The sequence below is a fragment of the Pantoea sp. JKS000250 genome (assembly GCF_003201065.1).
Lineage (GTDB): Bacteria > Pseudomonadota > Gammaproteobacteria > Enterobacterales > Enterobacteriaceae > Pantoea > Pantoea vagans.
On the sequence record NZ_QICZ01000001.1, the window covers coordinates 906,442 to 925,870 of the forward strand.

Here is a 19,429-nt window from a genome sequence, read left to right on the forward strand (position 1 = left end):
ACGTCACTGCTGGAGAGCATCAACAATCATGAGCACCCGACATCCTGTTATGAAGAAAACCCTGATCGTGCTGGCCCTGATAGCCGTGGCCGCTGGCGGCTACTATGCCTGGCAGCGCAATGCCCAGCCGCAGAGCAGCAGCCAGACGGATTCGCCAGCGCCACGTGGCGGCAAAGGTGGGGGTGATGGCGCGCGTCGTCCCCTCGCACCGGTTCAGGCGGCAACCGCCACCCGCCAGAGCGTGCCGCAATTCCTCAGCGGACTGGGAACGGTGACCGCTGCTAACACGGCCACGGTGCGCAGTCGGGTCAATGGCGACCTGCTGGCGATCCACTTCACCGAAGGCCAGCAGGTTAACGCAGGCGATATGCTGGCAGAAGTCGACCCGCGGCCTTATCAGGTGGCGTTAACCCAGGCTCAGGGCCAGCTGGCGAAAGATCAGGCGACGCTGGCGAATGCCCGTCGCGACCTGGCACGCTTCGAGAAGCTGGCAAAAACCTCGCTGGTGTCGCAACAGGAGCTGGATACTCAGCGCTCACTAGTGAGTGAAACGCTCGGCACCCTGAAAGCAGATGAGGGCGGCGTTGCCAGTGCACAGCTTAATCTGACCTACAGCCGGATCACCGCGCCGATTGCTGGCCGGGTCGGGCTGAAACAGGTGGATGTTGGCAACTATGTCACTAGCGGCGACACCACCGGTATCGTGGTGATCACCCAGACGCACCCGATTGATGTGGTTTTTACCCTGGCAGAAAACAGCATCAGTTCGATTCTGCAGGCGCAGAAAAGCGGCCAGCCGTTGCTGGTGGAGGCCTGGGATCGCAGTAATCAGAATCTGATCGCCAGCGGCAAACTGCTGAGCCTCGACAACCAGATTGATGTCACTACCGGCACCATCAAAATCAAAGCGCGTTTTGATAATCAGGACGACACGCTGTTCCCTAACCAGTTCGTCAATGTGCGACTGAAGGTCAACACCCTGCAGGATGCAGTGGTCATTCCGCCTGCCGCATTACAGATGGGCAATGAGGGCCACTTTGTCTGGGTGGTCAACAGTGACAACAAGGTCAGCAAGAAAAGTGTGATGGCCGGCCTGCAGGATAGTGAAAAAGTCGTGATCAGCGCCGGTCTGGAGGCGGGTGAACGCGTGGTGACCGACGGGCTGGATCGCCTGACCGAAGGCGCGAAAGTTGAGGTGGTCGCGCCGCAGAGCAATGCTCCGCGCGCTACCCGCGCGACCCTGCCGTCAAAAGGAGAGCGTGAGTAATGCAGGTCATGCCTCCCGATCACAGTGGCGGGCCGTCACGCCAGTTTATTCTGCGCCCGGTCGCCACCACGCTGTTGATGATTGCGATTCTGCTGGCCGGTATACTGGGCTACCGCTTCCTGCCGGTCTCGGCGCTGCCCGAAGTCGACTATCCGACCATCCAGGTCGTTACGCTCTATCCGGGTGCCAGCCCGGATGTGGTCACCTCCTCTATCACCGCCCCGCTTGAGCGCCAGTTTGGTCAGATGTCTGGGCTGAAACAGATGGCGTCGCAAAGCTCCGGCGGTGCCTCGGTCGTGACGCTGCAGTTCCAGCTGACGCTGCCGCTGGATGTGGCCGAGCAGGAGGTGCAGGCGGCCATCAACTCAGCGACCAACCTGCTGCCCAACGACCTGCCTAATCCGCCGGTCTACAGCAAAGTGAATCCTGCCGATCCACCGATCATGACGCTGGCCGTTACCACGCGCAGCATGCCGCTGACGCAGGTGCAGGACATGGTGGAAACGCGTGTCGCACAGAAAATCTCTCAGGTCAGCGGCGTCGGGCTGGTGACGCTTTCGGGTGGCCAGCGTCCGGCGGTGCGAGTGAAGATGAATGCGCAGGCGCTGGCGGCGCTGGGTCTGACCAGCGAAACGGTGCGGACTGCCATCAGCAATGCCAACGTCAATTCTGCCAAAGGCAGCCTGGATGGCCCGACCCGCTCCGTCACCCTGTCAGCCAATGACCAGATGAAATCGGCGGAAGATTATCGCCAGCTGATCATCAGCTATAAAAATGGTGCGCCGGTACGTCTGGGTGATGTGGCGACTATCGAACAGGGAGCTGAAAACAGCTGGCTCGGTGCCTGGGCTAACCGCGATGCGGCGATTGTGCTCAACGTTCAGCGTCAGCCTGGCGCCAATATCATCGCCACGGCGGATAATATCCGTGCCATGTTGCCCGCCCTGACTGCCGCCCTGCCAAAGTCGGTTGACGTTAAACTGCTCACCGACCGCACCACCAATATTCGCGCTTCAGTGAACGACACGCAGTTTGAGCTGATACTGGCGATGGCGCTGGTCGTGATGATCATCTATCTGTTTCTGCGCAACGTGCCCGCCACGCTGATCCCGGCGGTGGCGGTTCCGCTTTCGCTGATCGGCACCTTTGCGGCGATGTACTTCCTCGGCTTTTCCATTAATAACCTGACGCTGATGGCGCTGACCATCGCCACCGGCTTTGTGGTCGATGATGCCATCGTGGTGATTGAGAACATCTCACGCTATATCGAGAAAGGGGAAAAACCGCTGACCGCCGCGCTGAAAGGGGCCGGAGAAATTGGCTTTACCATCATCTCCCTCACCTTCTCGCTGATTGCGGTGCTGATTCCGCTGCTGTTTATGGGCGACGTGATTGGCCGCCTGTTCCGTGAATTTGCCGTCACGCTGGCGGTGGCGATTCTGATTTCAGCAGTGGTGTCACTGACCCTGACGCCGATGATGTGCGCCAGGATGCTGAGCGCAGAGTCGCTGCGCAAACAGAACCGCTTTTCGCGCGCCAGTGAAGCGATGTTTGATCGTATCGTCGCCACCTACGGTCGAGGCCTGAGCCGGGTGCTGAATCACCCCTGGCTGACGCTGTCGGTGGCGCTGGGCACGCTGGTCCTGACGCTGCTGCTGTGGATGGTGATCCCGAAAGGCTTCTTCCCGCAGCAGGACAACAGCATTATTCAGGGTACGCTGCAGGCCCCGCAGTCAGTCTCTTACGCCAGTATGGCGCAACGCACCCGCGATGTTGCCTCCATCATTATGAAAGATCCGGCGGTTGAGAGCATGACCTCGTTTGTCGGCGTGGATGGCACCAATGCTTCGCTGAACAGCGCGCGGCTACAGATCAACCTCAAGCCGCTGGATCAGCGCGACGACCGTATTCCAGCTATACAGCAGCGTCTGCAACAGCAGGTCAGTGCGGTGCCGGGCGTGCAGCTGTGGCTGCAGGCGGTGCAGGATCTCACCATTGATACCCAGGCGAGCCGCACACCGTATCAGTTCACACTGCAATCGGGTTCACTGTCGTCGCTCAGCACCTGGGTTCCGGCCCTGCTGACCCGGCTCAGCACCCTGCCACAGCTGCGCGATGTCAGCAGTGACTGGCAGGATCAGGGACTGGAAGCTTATGTCAACGTGGACCGCGACAGTGCCAGCCGCCTCGGCATCAGCATGGCGGACGTCGATAACGCGCTGTATAACGCCTTTGGTCAGCGGCTGATCTCCACCATCTATACCCAGGCGAATCAGTATCGTGTGGTGCTGGAGCAGGATAATAACGCCACGCCGGGGCTGGCGAGTCTGGATGCGATTCGCCTGAACAGCAGCGACGGCGGCAGCGTGCCGCTGAGCGCCATTGCCCGCATCGAGCAGCGCCACACGCCACTGAGCATTAACCATCTCGACCAGTTCCCGTCGGCGACCTTCTCGTTCAACGTGGCTGACGGCTATTCGCTTGAAGATGCGGTAAAAGCCGTTTCCCAGGCGGAAGCGCAGCTTGGCATGCCTGCCGAGCTGATGACCCAGTTCCAGGGCAGCACGCTGGCCTTTGAGGCGGCGCTCAGCAGCACGGTCTGGCTGATTGTGGCGGCCATTGTGGCGATGTACATCGTGCTGGGCGTGCTCTATGAGAGCTTTATTCACCCGATCACCATTCTCTCGACGCTGCCCACCGCGGGCGTCGGCGCGCTGCTGGCGCTGATGCTCAGCGGCAATGAGCTGGATATCGTGGCGATTATCGGCATCATCCTGCTCATCGGCATCGTGAAAAAGAACGCCATCATGATGATCGACTTTGCGCTGGCGGCGGAGCGTGAACAGGGTATGAAGCCTGTTGATGCCATCTATCAGGCCTGCCTGCTGCGCTTCCGCCCGATTCTGATGACCACCCTGGCGGCCCTGCTCGGCGCGCTGCCGCTGATGCTCAGCACCGGCGTCGGGGCCGAACTGCGTCATCCGCTGGGCATTGCCATGGTCGGCGGGCTGATTCTGAGCCAGGTGCTGACCCTGTTCACCACGCCGGTGATCTACCTGCTGTTTGATCGGCTGGCGCACGCCACCCGTCGCCGCTTTGGCCGCACGGAGGCCGCAGAGTGAAGTTCTTTGCCCTGTTCATCAACCGGCCCGTCGCGACGACCCTGCTGACGCTGGCCATCGCCCTGGCGGGCATGCTGGGTTTCCGGCTGCTGCCAGTGGCGCCGCTGCCGCAGGTCGATTTCCCGGTGATCGTTATCTCGGCGTCGCTGCCAGGTGCCTCACCGGAGATTATGGCGTCGTCGGTGGCCACGCCGCTGGAGCGCTCGCTGGGACGCATCGCGGGCGTCAGTGAAATGACCTCAACCAGTTCGCTGGGCAGCACCCGCATCATTCTGGTGTTCGATTTTGATCGCGACATTAACGGTGCGGCGCGCGATGTGCAGGCCGCGATCAACGCGGCGCAAAGCCTGCTGCCCACCGGCATGCCGTCGCGTCCCACTTATCGCAAAGTGAACCCTTCCGATGCGCCGATTATGATCATGACGCTGACCTCGGATACCTACAATCCCGGTCAGCTCTATGATTACGCCTCGACCCAGCTGGCACAAAAACTGTCACAGATCGAGGGCGTGGGCGACGTCACCGTGGGCGGCAGTTCGTTGCCTGCGGTGCGTGTGGCACTCAATCCGCAGGCGCTGTTTAATCAGGGCGTGTCGCTGGATGCGGTGCGCACCGCGATCTCAAACGCCAACCAGCGTCGGCCGCAGGGCGCACTGGACGACGCGCAGCAGCGCTGGCAGTTACGTACCAATGACGCGCTGCAGACTGCCCGTGAGTATCAGCCGCTGGTGGTGCACTACAATAATGGCGCAGCGGTGAAGCTGTCAGATGTGGCGACCGTCGAGGATTCAGTGCAGGACGTGCGTAACGCCGGGATGTCGCGCGGTAAACCGGCGGTGCTGCTGCTGATCCGCAAAACGCCTGAAGCCAACGTCATCGATACGGTTGACCGCATCCGCGCCGAAATGCCATTGCTGCATGAGGTGATCCCCGCCGCCATCGATCTGCAGATTGCTCAGGATCGCTCGCCTACCATTCGCGCCTCGCTGCATGAAGTGGAACAGTCTCTGTTAATCGCCGTGGCGCTGGTGATTCTGGTGGTGTTTGTTTTCCTGCGCTCCGGTCGTGCCACGCTGATCCCCGCCGTCGCCGTGCCGGTTTCGCTGATCGGCACCTTTGCCGCGATGTACCTGTGCGGCTTCAGCCTGAATAACCTCTCGCTGATGGCGCTGACCATCGCCACCGGCTTTGTGGTGGATGACGCGATCGTGGTGCTGGAGAACATTGCCCGCCACGTCGAAGCAGGCATGAAGCCGCTGGCCGCCGCGCTGAAAGGGGTACGGGAAGTCGGCTTTACCGTGCTGTCGATGAGCCTGTCGCTGGTTGCCGTGTTCCTGCCGCTGCTGATGATCGGCGGGCTGATTGGCCGTTTCTTCTCTGAGTTTGCCATTACGCTGTCGGTGTCGATTGTTATCTCGCTGTTTATCTCCATCACCCTGACACCGATGATGTGCGCGTATCTGCTGAAGCCGCACGGGCCGCGCAGCCAGCCACGCCGGCGCGGCGCGGGTCGGCTGCTGATGGCGATCCAGCAGGGGTATGGTCGTTCGCTTAACGTGGTGCTGAACCAAGCTCGCTGGGTCATGCTGCTGTTTTTCGCCACCATCTTCCTGACCGGCTGGCTGTTTGTTCATATTCCGAAAACTTTTATGCCGGAACAGGATACCGGGCGGCTCTCCGGCTTTATCTCTGCTGACCAGAGCATTTCGTTTCAGGCAATGCGCAGTAAGCTGCAGGATTTTATGGAGATTGTCGGCGCCGATCCCGCTGTTGACAGCGTAGTGGGCTTTACCGGTGGCATGCGTACCAACAGCGGCTCAATGTTTATCTCCCTGAAACCGCTGTCAGAGCGCAAAGAGAGTGCCGTGGAGATCATCGCGCGGTTGCGCACAAAGCTGGCAAAAGAGCCGGGTGCCAGCCTCTATCTGAATGCGGTGCAGGATCTGCGGGTCGGTGGCCGGGAGTCGAATGCTGGTTATCAGTATTCACTGCTGTCAGACGATCTCGCCGCCCTGCGAACGTGGGAGCCGAAAATCCGTGAGGCATTTTCTGCCCTGCCGCAGCTGGCGGACGTGAACTCCGATCAGCAGGATAAAGGCAGCGAGATGGCGCTGACCTATGACCGCGAAAGCATGGCGCGGCTCGGTATCGACGTCTCTCAGGCTAATGCCCTGCTGAATAACGCCTTTGGTCAGCGTCAGATCTCTACCATCTATCAGCCGCTTAACCAGTACAAAGTGGTGATGGAGGTCGATCCACGCTACACCCAGGATATCAGCGCCCTGTCGCAGATGTTCGTAATTAACAGCGAAGGCAAAGCGATACCGCTGTCGTGGTTCGCCCACTGGCAGCCAGCGAATGCGCCGCTGTCGGTGAACCACGAAGGGCTGTCGGCGGCATCGACCATCTCATTCAACCTGCCAGAGGGTGTGTCGCTGTCACAGGCGTCGGAGGCGATTGAACGCACCATGACGGCGATCGGCGTACCATCCAGCGTGCGTGGCAGCTTTGCCGGAACCGCGCAGGTGTTTCAGCAGTCGCAGAGCAGCCAGCTCTGGCTGATGCTGGCGGCGATAGCGGCGGTCTATATCGTGCTGGGCATCCTCTATGAGAGCTATGTGCATCCGCTGACCATTCTCTCAACCCTGCCCTCGGCGGGTGTGGGGGCGCTGCTGGCGCTGGAACTGTTTGATACGCCCTTCAGCCTGATCGCGCTAATCGGGATTCTGCTGCTGATCGGTATCGTGAAAAAGAACGCCATCATGATGGTCGACTTTGCGCTGGAGGCCGAACGCAACGGCCAGCTCAGCGCGCGGGAGGCGATATTCCAGGCCTGCCTGTTGCGCTTCCGGCCGATTATGATGACCACGCTGGCAGCGCTGTTTGGCGCGCTGCCGCTGGTGCTGAGCAGCGGCGACGGTGCTGAACTGCGCCAGCCGCTGGGGATTACCATCGCGGGCGGCCTGGTGATGAGTCAGTTGCTGACGCTCTACACCACGCCGGTTGTCTATTTAATGATGGATAAGCTGCGGCGCAGAAAACGCCCGCTGGCCGCCGCACAGCAGCCGTAATGGGTCTGGCTGCGACGGACGGCGGATGTGACGCCTTGATCGGGGGGATTGATGACTACGCAAAGCACTAACGTCCGCTGGCAACTGTGGATTGTTGCCATCGGTTTCTTTATGCAGACGCTGGATACCACCATCGTCAATACCGCGATCCCGTCGATGGCACACGACCTGGGCGTCAGCCCGCTGCACATGCACTCGGTGATCGTCTATTACGTGCTGACGGTGGCCGTGATGCTGCCGGTCAGCGGCTGGCTGGCGGATCGCTTTGGCGTGCGCAACATCTTCTTCTGCGCGATTGTGCTGTTCAGCCTGGGTTCGCTGCTGTGCGCCATCTCCGGCACGCTGGATCAGCTGGTGCTGTCGCGCGTGGTTCAGGGGATTGGCGGAGCCATGATGGTGCCGGTGGGTCGCCTGACGGTGATGAAAATCGTGCCGCGCGAACAGTACATGTCGGCCATGACCTTTGTCACCCTGCCCGGCCAGATTGGTCCGTTGCTGGGTCCGGCGCTGGGCGGTGTGCTGGTGGAGTACGCCAGCTGGCACTGGATCTTTCTGATTAATATCCCGGTCGGCATTGCTGGCGCTATCGCCACCCTGATGCTGATGCCCAACTACCGCATGCAGACACGCCGCTTTGATTTCGGTGGTTTTATCCTGCTGGCCGCCGGGATGGCTACTCTGACACTGGCGCTGGATGGTCAGCGCAGCAGCGGCGGTTCGCCATTGCTGCTGGGTGCCATGATCCTCACTGGCATGTTTTCTCTGCTGTTTTACCTGATGCATGCGCGCGGCAATGATAACGCGCTGTTCAGCCTGAAGCTGTTTGATAATCGCGTTTACTCTATTGGCCTGCTCGGCAGTTTTACCGGCCGCATCGGCAGCGGCATGCTGCCCTTTATGACGCCAATCTTTCTGCAGCTCGGCATGGGCTACAGCCCGTTTCACGCCGGTCTGATGATGATTCCGATGGTGCTGGGCAATATGGGAATGAAGCGCATTGTGGTGCGCATCGTCAATCTCTGTGGCTACCGTAATGTGCTGGTGATATCGACCATAGCGCTGGCGCTGGTGGTCCTGCTGTTCCCAGTGGTGGCGCTCATGGGCTGGGTCTGGCTGCTGCCGCTGGTGCTGTTTCTGCAGGGCATGGTCAACGCCATTCGCTTCTCTTCGATGAATACCCTGACGCTGAAGGAGTTGCCGGATGAGCTGGCCTCCAGCGGCAACAGTCTGCTGTCGATGATTATGCAGCTGTCGATGAGTATTGGCGTCACCGTGGCCGGTCTGCTGCTGGGCGCGTTTGCCCAGGAGAGCGCAGCAAACAGCGCAGCGGAGCACCAGATGTTTATTTATACCTACCTTTGCATGTCGCTGATTATCATCCTGCCCGCGCTGGTATTCTGGCGCGTCCCGCCACAGGTGAGTAGCAACGTTGATCTGCGACGCCGGAGAAAAAAATGAGAGTTAACCTGCGCCTGGGCATCGGGGCCAAACTGTTTATGGCGATTTTCGCCACCTGCATGCTGGTGCTGATCACCATGCACTGGGGTGTTCGCCTCAGTTTCGAACACGGCTTTGTCGACTACATCAAACGCGGCAACGAGCAGCGCCTGAATCTGCTCAGCGATGCGCTGGCCGATCAGTATGAGCAGCATGGGAACTGGGATTTTCTGCGCCACAACGATCGGCTGATCTTCACCATGCTGCGTTCGCTGGAGCAGAATCCTGACAGCAGCAGTCAGTTGCCGCCACACGGCTGGCGCACCCAGTTCTGGGTCCTCGATCAGCAATATAAAGTGATGGTCGGACCGCCGGGGCCGGTGCCCCCGGAAGGCACAAGACGCAATATCACGACCAGTACCGGTAAGGTGGTTGGCTGGGTGATCGGCTCGCCGCCAGAACGGCTGACGCGCAGTACCGATATTAACTTTGATCAACAGCAGCGGCGCACCAGCTGGATTATCGTGGGGCTGTCAACGCTGCTGGCGGCGCTGGCGACCTGGCTGATGGCACGGGGCCTGCTGGCGCCGGTTAAGCGGCTGGTCGATGGCACGCATCATCTGGCGGCCGGTAATTTTGCCACCCGCGTTGAGGTCAGCAGCCGGGATGAGCTGGGCCAGCTGGCCGGTGACTTTAACCTGCTGGCCAGCTCGCTGGAGAAAAACGAAAGCATGCGCCGCGCCTTTATGGCTGATATCTCCCATGAGCTGCGCACGCCGCTGGCGATCCTGCGCGGTGAACTGGAAGCGATGCAGGATGGCGTACGCAAACTGACGCCAGACGCAATCGCCTCACTGCAGAGTGAAGTCGTGGTGCTGACCAAGCTGGTAGAAGACCTGCATCAGCTGTCGCTGTCGGACGTGGGTGCCCTCGCCTACCGCAAGCAGGCGACCGATCTGGTGCAGCTGCTGGAAGTGACCGCCGGCAGCTTTGCCGAACGTTATCGCGCGCACGGCCTGACGCTGAAGCTGAATCTGCCCGACAACGCGCCTTTCTTCGGCGATCCCGACCGCCTGATGCAGCTGTTCACCAACCTCCTTGAGAACAGCCTGCGCTACACCGACAGCGGTGGACGGGTTGAAGTGACGCTGAAGTATGAAGCCCCCCACTGGCACATTGAGTTTGATGACAGCGCACCGGGCGTAGACAGAGAACATCAGGTGCAGATTTTTGAGCGCTTTTTCCGCACCGAAGGCTCGCGCAATCGCGCCAGCGGCGGTTCGGGCCTGGGCCTGGCCATCTGTAAAAATATCGCAGATGCGCACGGTGGCGACATTCATGCGGCGCACTCTGATTTAGGTGGACTGAAAATCGCGCTACACTTGCGCTATGTTCCCCCTGTGTAGACGCTTATGAGCCAGGAAAACCACGACCCGCTGATTCTGGTGGTCGAAGATGAGCCGAAACTGGCGCAGCTGATGATCGATTATCTGCACGCCTCGAACTACCGTACCCATCACATCGCCGACGGCAATGCTGTACTCGAGTATGTGCGCCAGACGCCACCCGACCTGATGCTGCTGGATTTGATGCTGCCGGGCACCGACGGCTTAACGTTGTGCCGCGAAATCCGTCGTCATTCCGAACTGCCGATTATTATGGTCACCGCCCGCACCGAAGAGATTGATCGGCTGCTGGGGCTGGAGCTGGGCGCGGATGACTACATCTGCAAACCCTTCAGCCCGCGTGAAGTGGTAGCGCGGGTTAAAACGATTCTGCGCCGGGTAAAACGTTCAGCGGAAGAGCCGCAGAGCGCCTCGTTACTGCGGGTTGATGAGAGCCGCTTCTTCGCCAGCTGGCGCGAAAAGCCGCTGGATCTTACTCCGGCGGAGTTCAGGCTGCTGAAAACCCTGTCGCTGGAACCGGGCAAGGTTTTTTCACGCGAACAGCTGCTCAACCATCTCTATGATGACTATCGCGTGGTCACGGATCGCACCATCGACAGCCATATCAAGAATCTGCGGCGCAAGCTGGAGAATCTCGACAGCGAGCAACCCTTTATCCGTGCGGTCTACGGCATGGGCTATCGCTGGGAAGCCGACGCCTGTCATTTGATCTAGTTTGATCCCGATCAATTTACTTCCCTTTTCTCACTGCCTACAATTCCGCACCTTTTGCAGGGCTTAGAGCTTATCCTAGTAGGCGTAATTGTTGCAGGCAGTCTGGACACGGACAGCGCGGAACAACCGGAGCGTACACGTAGTACGTGAGGATTGTGAGCACTGCCCAGGTTCAGACTGACAAATAAAATAGCCGAATGGGATAGGCTCTTAACGGCCCTGCACCTGCCGCTTAAGGCGGCATACTGACCTGACATCAGTGAGAACATCATGAAACCCGAACTGCTTTCTCCCGCCGGCACGCTGAAAAACATGCGTTATGCCTTTGCTTATGGCGCCGATGCTGTCTATGCCGGCCAGCCACGCTACAGCCTGCGGGTACGCAACAACGAATTTACCCACGAAAACCTCGCACTGGGCATCAACGAAGCGCATGCGCTGGGCAAAAAATTCTACGTGGTGGTAAACATTGCGCCGCACAACGCCAAGCTGAAAACCTTTATTCGTGACTTAACGCCGGTGGTGGCGATGCAGCCTGACGCACTGATCATGTCCGATCCCGGCCTGATTATGCTGGTGCGTGAGGCTTTCCCGTCAATGCCGATTCACCTGTCAGTGCAGGCCAATGCGGTCAACTGGGCCACGGTAAAATTCTGGCAGCAGATGGGGCTGAGCCGGGTGATTCTGTCACGCGAGCTGTCACTGGAGGAGATCGCTGAGATCCGCCAGCAGGTGCCGGAGATGGAGCTGGAAGTGTTTGTTCATGGTGCGCTCTGTATGGCTTATTCCGGTCGCTGTCTGCTGTCGGGCTATATGAACAAACGCGATCCGAATCAGGGCACCTGCACCAACGCCTGCCGCTGGGAGTATAAAGTGGCGGAAGGCCAGCAGGATGAAGTGGGGAATATCGTCGGTATTTATGAGCCCATCCCGGTACAGGATGTGACGCCCACGCTGGGCATCGGTCAGCCCACCGACAAGGTGTTTCTGCTGGAAGAGAAGATGAAGCCGGGTGAGGTGATGAGTGCGTTCGAAGATGAACACGGCACCTACATCATGAACTCGCGGGATCTGCGCGCAGTGGCACACGTGGAGCGGCTCAGCGAGATGGGCGTACATTCACTGAAGATTGAAGGACGCACCAAGTCCTACTACTACTGCGCCCGCACCGCTCAGGTTTATCGCCGGGCGATTGACGATGCCGCGGCCGGTAAGCCGTTTGACCCCTCACTGCTATTAACGCTGGAAGGCCTGGCGCATCGTGGTTATACCGAAGGCTTCCTGCGCCGTCATACTCACGACAGCTACCAGAATTATCAGCAGGGTTTTTCGGTCTCGGATCGCCAGCAGTTTGTCGGTGAATTTACCGGCGAGCGTCGGGGCGAATGGGCGGAAGTGGCTGTGAAGAACAAGTTTATGCTGCACGATAGCGTGGAGATCATGACGCCCGAAGGCAACCTGAATGGCCAGTTGGATGCCCTGCAGAATGCGCGTGGCGAACCCACTGAGGTTGCACCCGGCGATGGCCATCGCGTCTGGCTGCGTGTGCCGGAAGAGGTCGATCTGCGTTTTGCGCTGCTGTTGCGCAATTTTGATCACGGCGAAGATACCCGTGATCCTCATAATCGTTTACTAACGGAAACAATTTGAGGAAATCAGAACAGGATCACAGACCCCTGCGCAGCGCTGCTTTATAGTCCCGCCTGCTGCTAACGAGTAACAACAAACGGCAGATTTACCAGGAACCACCTCATTTACCCGCCCGGCTCCCCCGTGCGGGTTTTCTTTTTTCTCTCTTTCGCCAATAATTTACTGCTGGCAGCTGTGCTATACATTCCCTTCTTACTCTGTAGATCTTCAAGGAACGCAAAATGGACAATAAACCGCTTACGCTGCTCATCCTGAATGGGAAAGGCGCGGGTAATGATGATCTGCGCGAAGCCATTACCACCCTGCGTGAAGAAGGCTTCGACATTGCGGTGCGTGTCACGTTTGAAAAAGGCGATGGCGACAGGTACGTCAGAGAGGCGATTGCGCTGCAGGCGGAGACCGTCGTAGCCGGTGGCGGCGATGGCACCATCAATGAGGTTGCCACTGCGCTGGCGGCATCAGATGCCGATCATCGCCCGGTGCTGGGCATCCTGCCGCTGGGCACTGCCAACGACTTTGCCACCAGCGTCGGTATTCCGGAAGAGATGGAACCGGCATTGCGACTGGCGATTCAGGGCAAAGCGCATGCCATCGATCTGGCCAGAGTGAACCAGAGCCACTACTTCATCAATATGGCGACGGGCGGATTTGGCACCCGCATCACCACAGAAACACCGGAAAAGCTGAAATCGGCGCTGGGCGGTGTCTCCTACTTTATTCACGGCCTGATGCGCATGGATACGCTGAAACCTGATACCTGCGAGATCAGCGGTCCCGATTTCGCCTGGCAGGGTGATGCACTGGTTATCGGTATCGGTAACGGGCGTCAGGCGGGCGGCGGTCAGCGCTTATGCCCTGGTGCGCTGATCAACGATGGCCGGCTTGACGTCAGTATTGTCACCGCGCAGGAGCTGCTGCCGACGCTGCTGCACTCGCTGACCGGCGACGATGACAACCCCGGCATCGTCACCACGCAGCTGGAGTCGCTGACGATTCGCTCTCCACACGAGATGACCTTTAACCTGGATGGTGAACCGCTCTCCGGGCGTGAATTCGTGATTGAGGTGATGGCGGGCGCGCTGAGCTGTCGCCTGCCGCCGCAGTGTGAACTCCTATCCTGAGTATGGGTCAGGGGGCGAAAGCCCCTTCAGATTTCTGACAAACTCACAGCTGAACGAATTTAGCAGCAACGCATTAGCTTAAAGCGTAGGGAACACGGGCAGAGGAGGAAAGCGTCCCGTGTCAGGGACGACGCGGGCCGAGCATGCCAGGGATGGCAGCTTTTGCGACTTTCCGATCTGACTGTGTTCCCTCCGTCGGCTGTGTCTTACAGCCAGCTGGGGCAGACGCTGCCAATAATCTTAAGAGGGCGAAAGCCCCTTTTTCACGCTGGCCGCCCGTCGTTTTACTACCACGCCGCACTTTTTGTCGCCAAATAATACGCCAGTTCATTACCCCCTTTCGCCCCAGAAAACTCTCTGTGACTGGCTTCACAACTCTGCCAGACTAACTTGTATGGTAGTATTAAATCGCGTACTTTTTCATCATTGAACGCTGACTGAAAGGCAAACAGGATGAAAATTGTTAAGGCGGAAGTATTCGTAACCTGCGCAGGCAGAAACTTTGTCACCGTGAAGATCACCACCGATCAGGGGCTGACCGGCGTGGGTGATGCCACGCTGAATGGCCGAGAACTGCCGGTCGCCTCCTACCTGAAAGATCACGTCTGCCCGCAGCTGATTGGCCGCGATGCGCATCAGATCGAAGACATCTGGCAATACTTCTATAAAGGCGCTTACTGGCGTCGTGGCCCGGTTACCATGTCTGCGATCTCGGCTGTCGATATGGCGCTGTGGGATATCAAAGGTAAAGCCGCCAACATGCCGCTCTACCAGCTGCTGGGCGGCGCTTCACGCACCGGCGTGATGGTTTATTGCCACACCACCGGCCACTCCATCGATGAAGTGATGGATGACTATGCGAAGCACAAAGAGCTGGGGTTCAAAGCGATCCGTGCGCAGTGCGGCGTGCCAGGCATGAAAACCACCTACGGCATGGCAAAAGGTAAAGGCCTGGCCTATGAACCTGCGACCAAAGGTAACTGGCCGGAAGAGCAGCTCTGGTCAACCGAGAAATACCTCGATTTCACGCCAACGTTGTTTGAGGCGATCCGCGACAAGTTTGGTTTCGATGAGCATCTGCTGCATGACATGCACCATCGCCTGACGCCGATTGAAGCGGCACGTTTCGGCAAGAGCGTGGAAGATTATCGTCTGTTCTGGATGGAAGATCCGACGCCTGCTGAGAATCAGGAATGCTTCCGTCTGATTCGCCAGCACACCGTCACGCCGATTGCGGTAGGCGAAGTGTTCAACAGCATCTGGGATTGTAAGCAGCTGATTGAAGAGCAGCTGATCGACTATATCCGCACCACCATTACCCACGCGGGCGGCATTACCGGGATGCGTCGTATTGCTGATTTTGCGTCACTCTATCAGGTGCGTACCGGCTCGCACGGCCCATCGGATCTCTCCCCTGTCTGCATGGCGGCTGCGCTGCACTTTGACCTCTGGGTACCGAACTTCGGCGTGCAGGAGTACATGGGCTTCTCGGAACAGATGATGGAGCTGTTTGATGCTAACTGGACCTTTGACCAGGGCTACATGCATCCAGGCGACAAGCCGGGCCTCGGCATTGAATTCAACGAGAAACTGGCGGCGAAATATCCCTATGAACCTGCCTATCTGCCGGTCGCCCGTCTTGAAGATGGCACCCTGTGGAACTGGTAAGGAGAACCCCATGAAAAGCGTAGTGATTGAACAGCCAGGTGAACTGGTGTTAGCTGAACGTCCACTGCCACAACCCGCGGCGGGCGAAGTCCGGGTTAAAGTGGCCTATGCCAGCATCTGTGGCTCTGACGTGCATATCTGGCACGGTCATAACCCGTTCGCGAAATATCCGCGAGTGATTGGCCATGAATTTTTTGGCGTGATCGATGCAGTGGGTGATGGTGTCGACGCGGCACGACTGTGCCAGCGCGTCGCGGTCGATCCGGTGGTAAGCTGCGGTCACTGCTACCCCTGCTCGGTAGGCCGTCCGAATGTCTGTACCACCCTGCAGGTGATTGGTGTGCACCGCGACGGCGGCTTCAGCGAGTATGCGCTGGCCCCGGCAAAAAATGCCTGGCACCTGCCGGACGCGATTCCCGATAAGCTCGCCAGCCTGATCGAGCCTTTCACTATCGCAGCCAACATCACGGCGTTTCTCAAGCCGCAGCCGGATGATGTGGCGCTGATTTATGGCGCCGGCCCGATGGGGCTCACCGCCATTCAGGTGCTGAAGGGCGTCTGTCAGGTGAAAAAGGTGATGGTGGTAGATCGCCTGCCGGAACGTCTGGCGCTGGCTGAGCAGAGCGGTGCCGATCAGCTGTTTGATAATAGCGAAATCCCGTTAGCGGCTCAGCTTGAAGGCGTGCAGCCCACGCTGATTATCGACGCGGCCTGCCATCCCTCCATTTTGGCAGAAGCCGCCGCCCTCGCCTCACCGGCCGCGCGCATCGGTCTGCTGGGCTTCTCCGGCGAACCGTGCAGCATTACCCAGCAAAGCCTGACCAGCAAAGAGCTGTCGCTGTTTACCTCACGTCTTAACAGCAACCGCTTCCCGCAGGTAATTGAATGGATGGAAAAGGGGTTAATCCAGCCAGAGAAGCTGGTCACCCACTACTTCCCGCTGCAGGAGATTGAACGCGCGATGACCCTGTTCGAAAAAGATCCGCGCACCTGCTGCAAAGTGATCCTTCAGATGGGTTAATGCCCGCTGAACACCAGGTGTCCTCTGCCGGTGTGTACCCGCCGGCATAATTAAAAAGATAAAACAGATCACGGAGTTTGTATGTTCAAGAATCTGCGCTGGACCCTCGTTTTGCTGCTGTTCCTGGTTTACATGATCAATTATCTCGATCGTGTTGCCCTGTCGCTGACCGTGCCGCTGGTTGAGAAAGATCTGGCGATTAATGCTGAGCAGTTCGGCATGATCTTCGGCAGCTTCTTCTTCGGCTACGCCCTGTTTAACTTTGTCGGTGGCCTCGCCACTGACCGCTATGGCCCCAAAATCGTGCTGGCCGTGGCCGTGGGTGCATGGTCCATTTTCTGCGGTATGACTGCGCTGGCTACCGGCTTCTGGTCGCTGCTGATCCTGCGAGTGCTGTTCGGCATGGCTGAAGGCCCGATCTGCTCTTCGGCTAACAAAGCGATTAATGGCTGGTTCCCGAAAAAGCAGGCCGCCACGGCGATGGGCCTGCTCAGTGCCGGATCACCGCTGGGCGGCGCGGTAGCCGGTCCGATCATCGGCTATCTGGCGCTGGCCTACGGCTGGCGTCCGGCCTTTGTGATCGTCTGCTGTATCGGCCTGGTATGGATGGCGTTCTGGCTCTTCTTTGCCGCTGATAATCCGGCGAAAAGCAAACTGGTCACCGAAAAAGAGCGTCTGCTGATCGATCGCCTGAAAGCCACCAGCCCGAATGACGAGGTCGACCTGTCTGAAACGCCGCATCCGTTTGGTTACTACCTGCGCCAGCCGATTATCCTGGTCACGGCGTTTGCCTTCTTCTGCTACAACTACATCCTGTTCTTCTTCCTGAGCTGGTTCCCGGCCTATCTGGTGCAGGCGCACGGCCTGGATATCAAATCGATGAGCATCACCACCATGATCCCGTGGATCGTCGGTTTCGTTGGCCTGGCGCTGGGTGGCTGGATCTCTGACAGAATCTTTAATATCACCGGCAAACTGTTGTTGTCCCGCAAAATTGTGCTGGTGGTCTCACTGCTGGCAGCCGCAATTTGTGTGGCACTGGCGGGTACGATAAAAGAGGTGGTTCCCGCCGTGATGATGATGTCGGTGTCCATTTTCTTTCTCTACATCACCGGCGCGATCTACTGGGCGATTATTCAGGATGTGGTGCACAAGAGCCGTATTGGCAGCATCAGCGGTTTTATCCATCTGGTGGGGAGCCTCTCCGGCATCATCGGGCCGATCGTCACCGGCTTTATTGTTCAGCACACCGGTAAGTTCGATAGCGCCTTTATCCTGGCGGGTTGTGTCGCCGCGCTGGGGGCTTTCCTGGTGCTGTTTGTGATTCGCAGTCCAAAACCTGAGGATAAACCGGTTTCGGTCTGAGTGTTGTTCCGCTAACAGAATGATGATTTTGGGGCGCTTTGCGCCCCGTTTGCCATAAGGACGGACTATGTTACAGATTGATCGCCTGCCCGCTGAGGTCCGGCGCCCCGCTTACGACCGCAGCCAGTTAAAAACCCGCATGGTGCATATCGGTTTTGGTGCGTTTCATCGCGCCCATCAGGCACTCTGCAGCGATAAGCTGGCTGAACAGGGCAGCGACTGGGGATACTGCGAAGTGAACCTCAACAGCGGCGCGCTGATTCACGCCCTGCGTGAGCAGCATCTGCTCTATACCCTGACAGAGGTGGCCGATGATTCCCTGCATACCCGGATGATTGGTGTCATCACACAGGCGCTGCACGGTAAAAGTGACGGTATTGAGGCGGTGATTAACGCCATGAGTCAGCCTGAAGTGGCGATTGTCTCCATGACCGTCACTGAAAAAGGCTACTGCCATCAGCCCGCCAGTGGCAATTTAAATCCCGATAATCCCGATATCGTCCATGATCTGCAGCATCCGGATGCGCCGCGCTCGCTACCGGGTCTTATTCTGGCCGCGATCCGCCGCCGCCGTGACCAGGGGTTACCTGCCTTCAGCGTGATGTCCTGTGACAACATGCCGGAAAATGGTCACGTCACCCGTAATGTGATTGTGCAACTGGCCCGGCAGCAGGATCCGGAACTGGCAGAGTACATTCAGCAGCACATGACCTTCCCCTCAACCATGGTGGATCGCATCGTTCCGGCGATGACCGATGCGGCGTTTGCGGCCCTGAGCGCGCGCCTGGGTTCCAGCGACCCGGTTGCGGTTGAAGCGGAACCCTTCTTCCAGTGGGTGATTGAAGATAACTTCGTCAATGGTCGTCCGGCGTGGGAAAAGGCGGGCGCAGAACTGGTCAGTGATGTCCTGCCCTACGAAGAGATGAAACTGCGCATGTTGAATGGCAGCCACTCTTTCCTGGCTTACCTCGGCTTCCTGGCAGGTTATGAGTACATCAGCGACTGCATGGCCGATCCCCATTTCCGTGCCGCCGCCCGTTCCCTGATGATCGATGAGCAGGCACCCACACTGCGGACCCAGGGCGTGGATCTCAATGCCTATGCCGACTCGCTGATCGCTCGTTATGAAAACCGAGCGATTAAACATCGCACCGGACAGATTGCCACTGACGGCACACAGAAACTGCCACAGCGTATGCTCGACAGCCTGCGCTGGCACCTGCAGCGCGGCAGTGACTGCGATTTGCTGCTGCTGGGCGTAGCGGGCTGGATGCGCTATGTCGGTGGCGTTGATGAACAGGGCCAGCCGATTGAAATCCGCGACCCGATGAAAGCGCAGCTCGCAGAGTGCGTTGCCGCCAGCGAAGAGGGTGAGCCTCGCGTACGGGCATTACTCGCCATCCGCGAAGTATTCGGCGAGGATCTGGCGCAGAATGGCGACGTGGTCGCCCGGCTGACGGCCTGGTATCAGCAACTCACCACCCAGGGCGCACGAGCTACAGTGCATCAGTACCTGAACCGCAGCTAATGCTGCGGTCACAAAGCACTGGCGCAGGCGCAGTACCCTGATTAGACTGACACTTTCCC

Annotated in this window: 12 protein-coding genes; all 12 read left to right on the plus strand. The window is 58.7% G+C overall.

The annotated features are described in order from the left end of the window. Positions 1 to 28: 28 nt before the first annotated feature. The 12 genes from BY447_RS04465 (at position 29) to BY447_RS04520 (ending at position 19,370) form a co-directional block, all read left to right on the plus strand. A complete protein-coding gene (locus BY447_RS04465) occupies positions 29 to 1,267 on the plus strand; it encodes an MdtA/MuxA family multidrug efflux RND transporter periplasmic adaptor subunit (protein ID WP_110330632.1) in 1,239 nt (412 codons plus the stop codon). Continuing rightward, the gene (locus tag BY447_RS04470) at positions 1,267 to 4,389 is read left to right on the plus strand and encodes an MdtB/MuxB family multidrug efflux RND transporter permease subunit (RefSeq protein ID WP_110330633.1); all 3,123 of its coding nucleotides are present in this window, start codon (positions 1,267 to 1,269) and stop codon (positions 4,387 to 4,389) included. The genes BY447_RS04465 and BY447_RS04470 overlap by 1 nt, the downstream gene beginning before the upstream one ends. Further along, entirely contained in the window at positions 4,386 to 7,460 is a 3,075-nt protein-coding gene (gene mdtC, locus BY447_RS04475) for a multidrug efflux RND transporter permease subunit MdtC (protein ID WP_110330634.1), read from the plus strand. Before BY447_RS04470 ends, mdtC begins: the two co-directional genes overlap by 4 nt. A 51-nt stretch (positions 7,461 to 7,511) precedes the next feature. Beyond that, entirely contained in the window at positions 7,512 to 8,918 is a 1,407-nt protein-coding gene (locus tag BY447_RS04480; protein ID WP_110330635.1) for an MFS transporter, read from the plus strand. Continuing rightward, positions 8,915 to 10,303, plus strand: coding sequence for a two-component system sensor histidine kinase BaeS (baeS, locus tag BY447_RS04485; RefSeq protein WP_033783671.1), 1,389 nt, complete (start codon positions 8,915 to 8,917; stop codon positions 10,301 to 10,303). The genes BY447_RS04480 and baeS overlap by 4 nt, the downstream gene beginning before the upstream one ends. Positions 10,304 to 10,309: 6 nt before the next feature. Beyond that, positions 10,310 to 11,017, plus strand: coding sequence for a two-component system response regulator BaeR (gene baeR, locus BY447_RS04490; RefSeq protein WP_013358483.1), 708 nt, complete (start codon positions 10,310 to 10,312; stop codon positions 11,015 to 11,017). A 267-nt stretch (positions 11,018 to 11,284) separates the two neighbouring features. Then, positions 11,285 to 12,667 carry a tRNA 5-hydroxyuridine modification protein YegQ gene (yegQ, locus tag BY447_RS04495; protein WP_110330636.1) on the plus strand — a complete coding sequence of 461 codons (1,383 nt, stop codon included), beginning with the start codon at positions 11,285 to 11,287 and terminating at the stop codon, positions 12,665 to 12,667. 221 nt (positions 12,668 to 12,888) lie between these two features. After that, positions 12,889 to 13,788 carry a lipid kinase YegS gene (gene yegS / locus BY447_RS04500; RefSeq protein WP_013358485.1) on the plus strand — a complete coding sequence of 300 codons (900 nt, stop codon included), beginning with the start codon at positions 12,889 to 12,891 and terminating at the stop codon, positions 13,786 to 13,788. A gap of 453 nt (positions 13,789 to 14,241) precedes the next feature. Continuing rightward, positions 14,242 to 15,456, plus strand: coding sequence for a D-mannonate dehydratase ManD (gene manD / locus BY447_RS04505; protein WP_110330637.1), 1,215 nt, complete (start codon positions 14,242 to 14,244; stop codon positions 15,454 to 15,456). 10 nt (positions 15,457 to 15,466) lie between these two features. After that, positions 15,467 to 16,477: a Zn-dependent oxidoreductase gene (locus tag BY447_RS04510; protein WP_110330638.1), complete on the plus strand. Its 1,011-nt coding sequence runs from the start codon at positions 15,467 to 15,469 to the stop codon at positions 16,475 to 16,477. 81 nt (positions 16,478 to 16,558) lie between these two features. Further along, a complete protein-coding gene (locus BY447_RS04515; protein WP_033733262.1) occupies positions 16,559 to 17,842 on the plus strand; it encodes an MFS transporter in 1,284 nt (427 codons plus the stop codon). A gap of 67 nt (positions 17,843 to 17,909) precedes the next feature. Beyond that, positions 17,910 to 19,370, plus strand: a complete 1,461-nt coding sequence (locus BY447_RS04520) for a mannitol dehydrogenase family protein (RefSeq protein ID WP_110330639.1) — start codon at positions 17,910 to 17,912, stop codon at positions 19,368 to 19,370. Positions 19,371 to 19,429 lie beyond the last annotated feature (59 nt).

Coding starts and splice junctions, on each gene's coding strand:
- BY447_RS04465 (WP_110330632.1), top strand. CDS start 29: ATGAGCACCCGACATCCTGTTATGAAGAAAACCCTGATCGTGCTGGCC.
- BY447_RS04470 (WP_110330633.1), top strand. CDS start 1,267: ATGCAGGTCATGCCTCCCGATCACAGTGGCGGGCCGTCACGCCAGTTT.
- BY447_RS04480 (WP_110330635.1), top strand. CDS start 7,512: ATGACTACGCAAAGCACTAACGTCCGCTGGCAACTGTGGATTGTTGCC.
- baeS (WP_033783671.1), top strand. CDS start 8,915: ATGAGAGTTAACCTGCGCCTGGGCATCGGGGCCAAACTGTTTATGGCG.
- baeR (WP_013358483.1), top strand. CDS start 10,310: ATGAGCCAGGAAAACCACGACCCGCTGATTCTGGTGGTCGAAGATGAG.
- yegS (WP_013358485.1), top strand. CDS start 12,889: ATGGACAATAAACCGCTTACGCTGCTCATCCTGAATGGGAAAGGCGCG.
- manD (WP_110330637.1), top strand. CDS start 14,242: ATGAAAATTGTTAAGGCGGAAGTATTCGTAACCTGCGCAGGCAGAAAC.
- BY447_RS04510 (WP_110330638.1), top strand. CDS start 15,467: ATGAAAAGCGTAGTGATTGAACAGCCAGGTGAACTGGTGTTAGCTGAA.
- BY447_RS04515 (WP_033733262.1), top strand. CDS start 16,559: ATGTTCAAGAATCTGCGCTGGACCCTCGTTTTGCTGCTGTTCCTGGTT.
- BY447_RS04520 (WP_110330639.1), top strand. CDS start 17,910: ATGTTACAGATTGATCGCCTGCCCGCTGAGGTCCGGCGCCCCGCTTAC.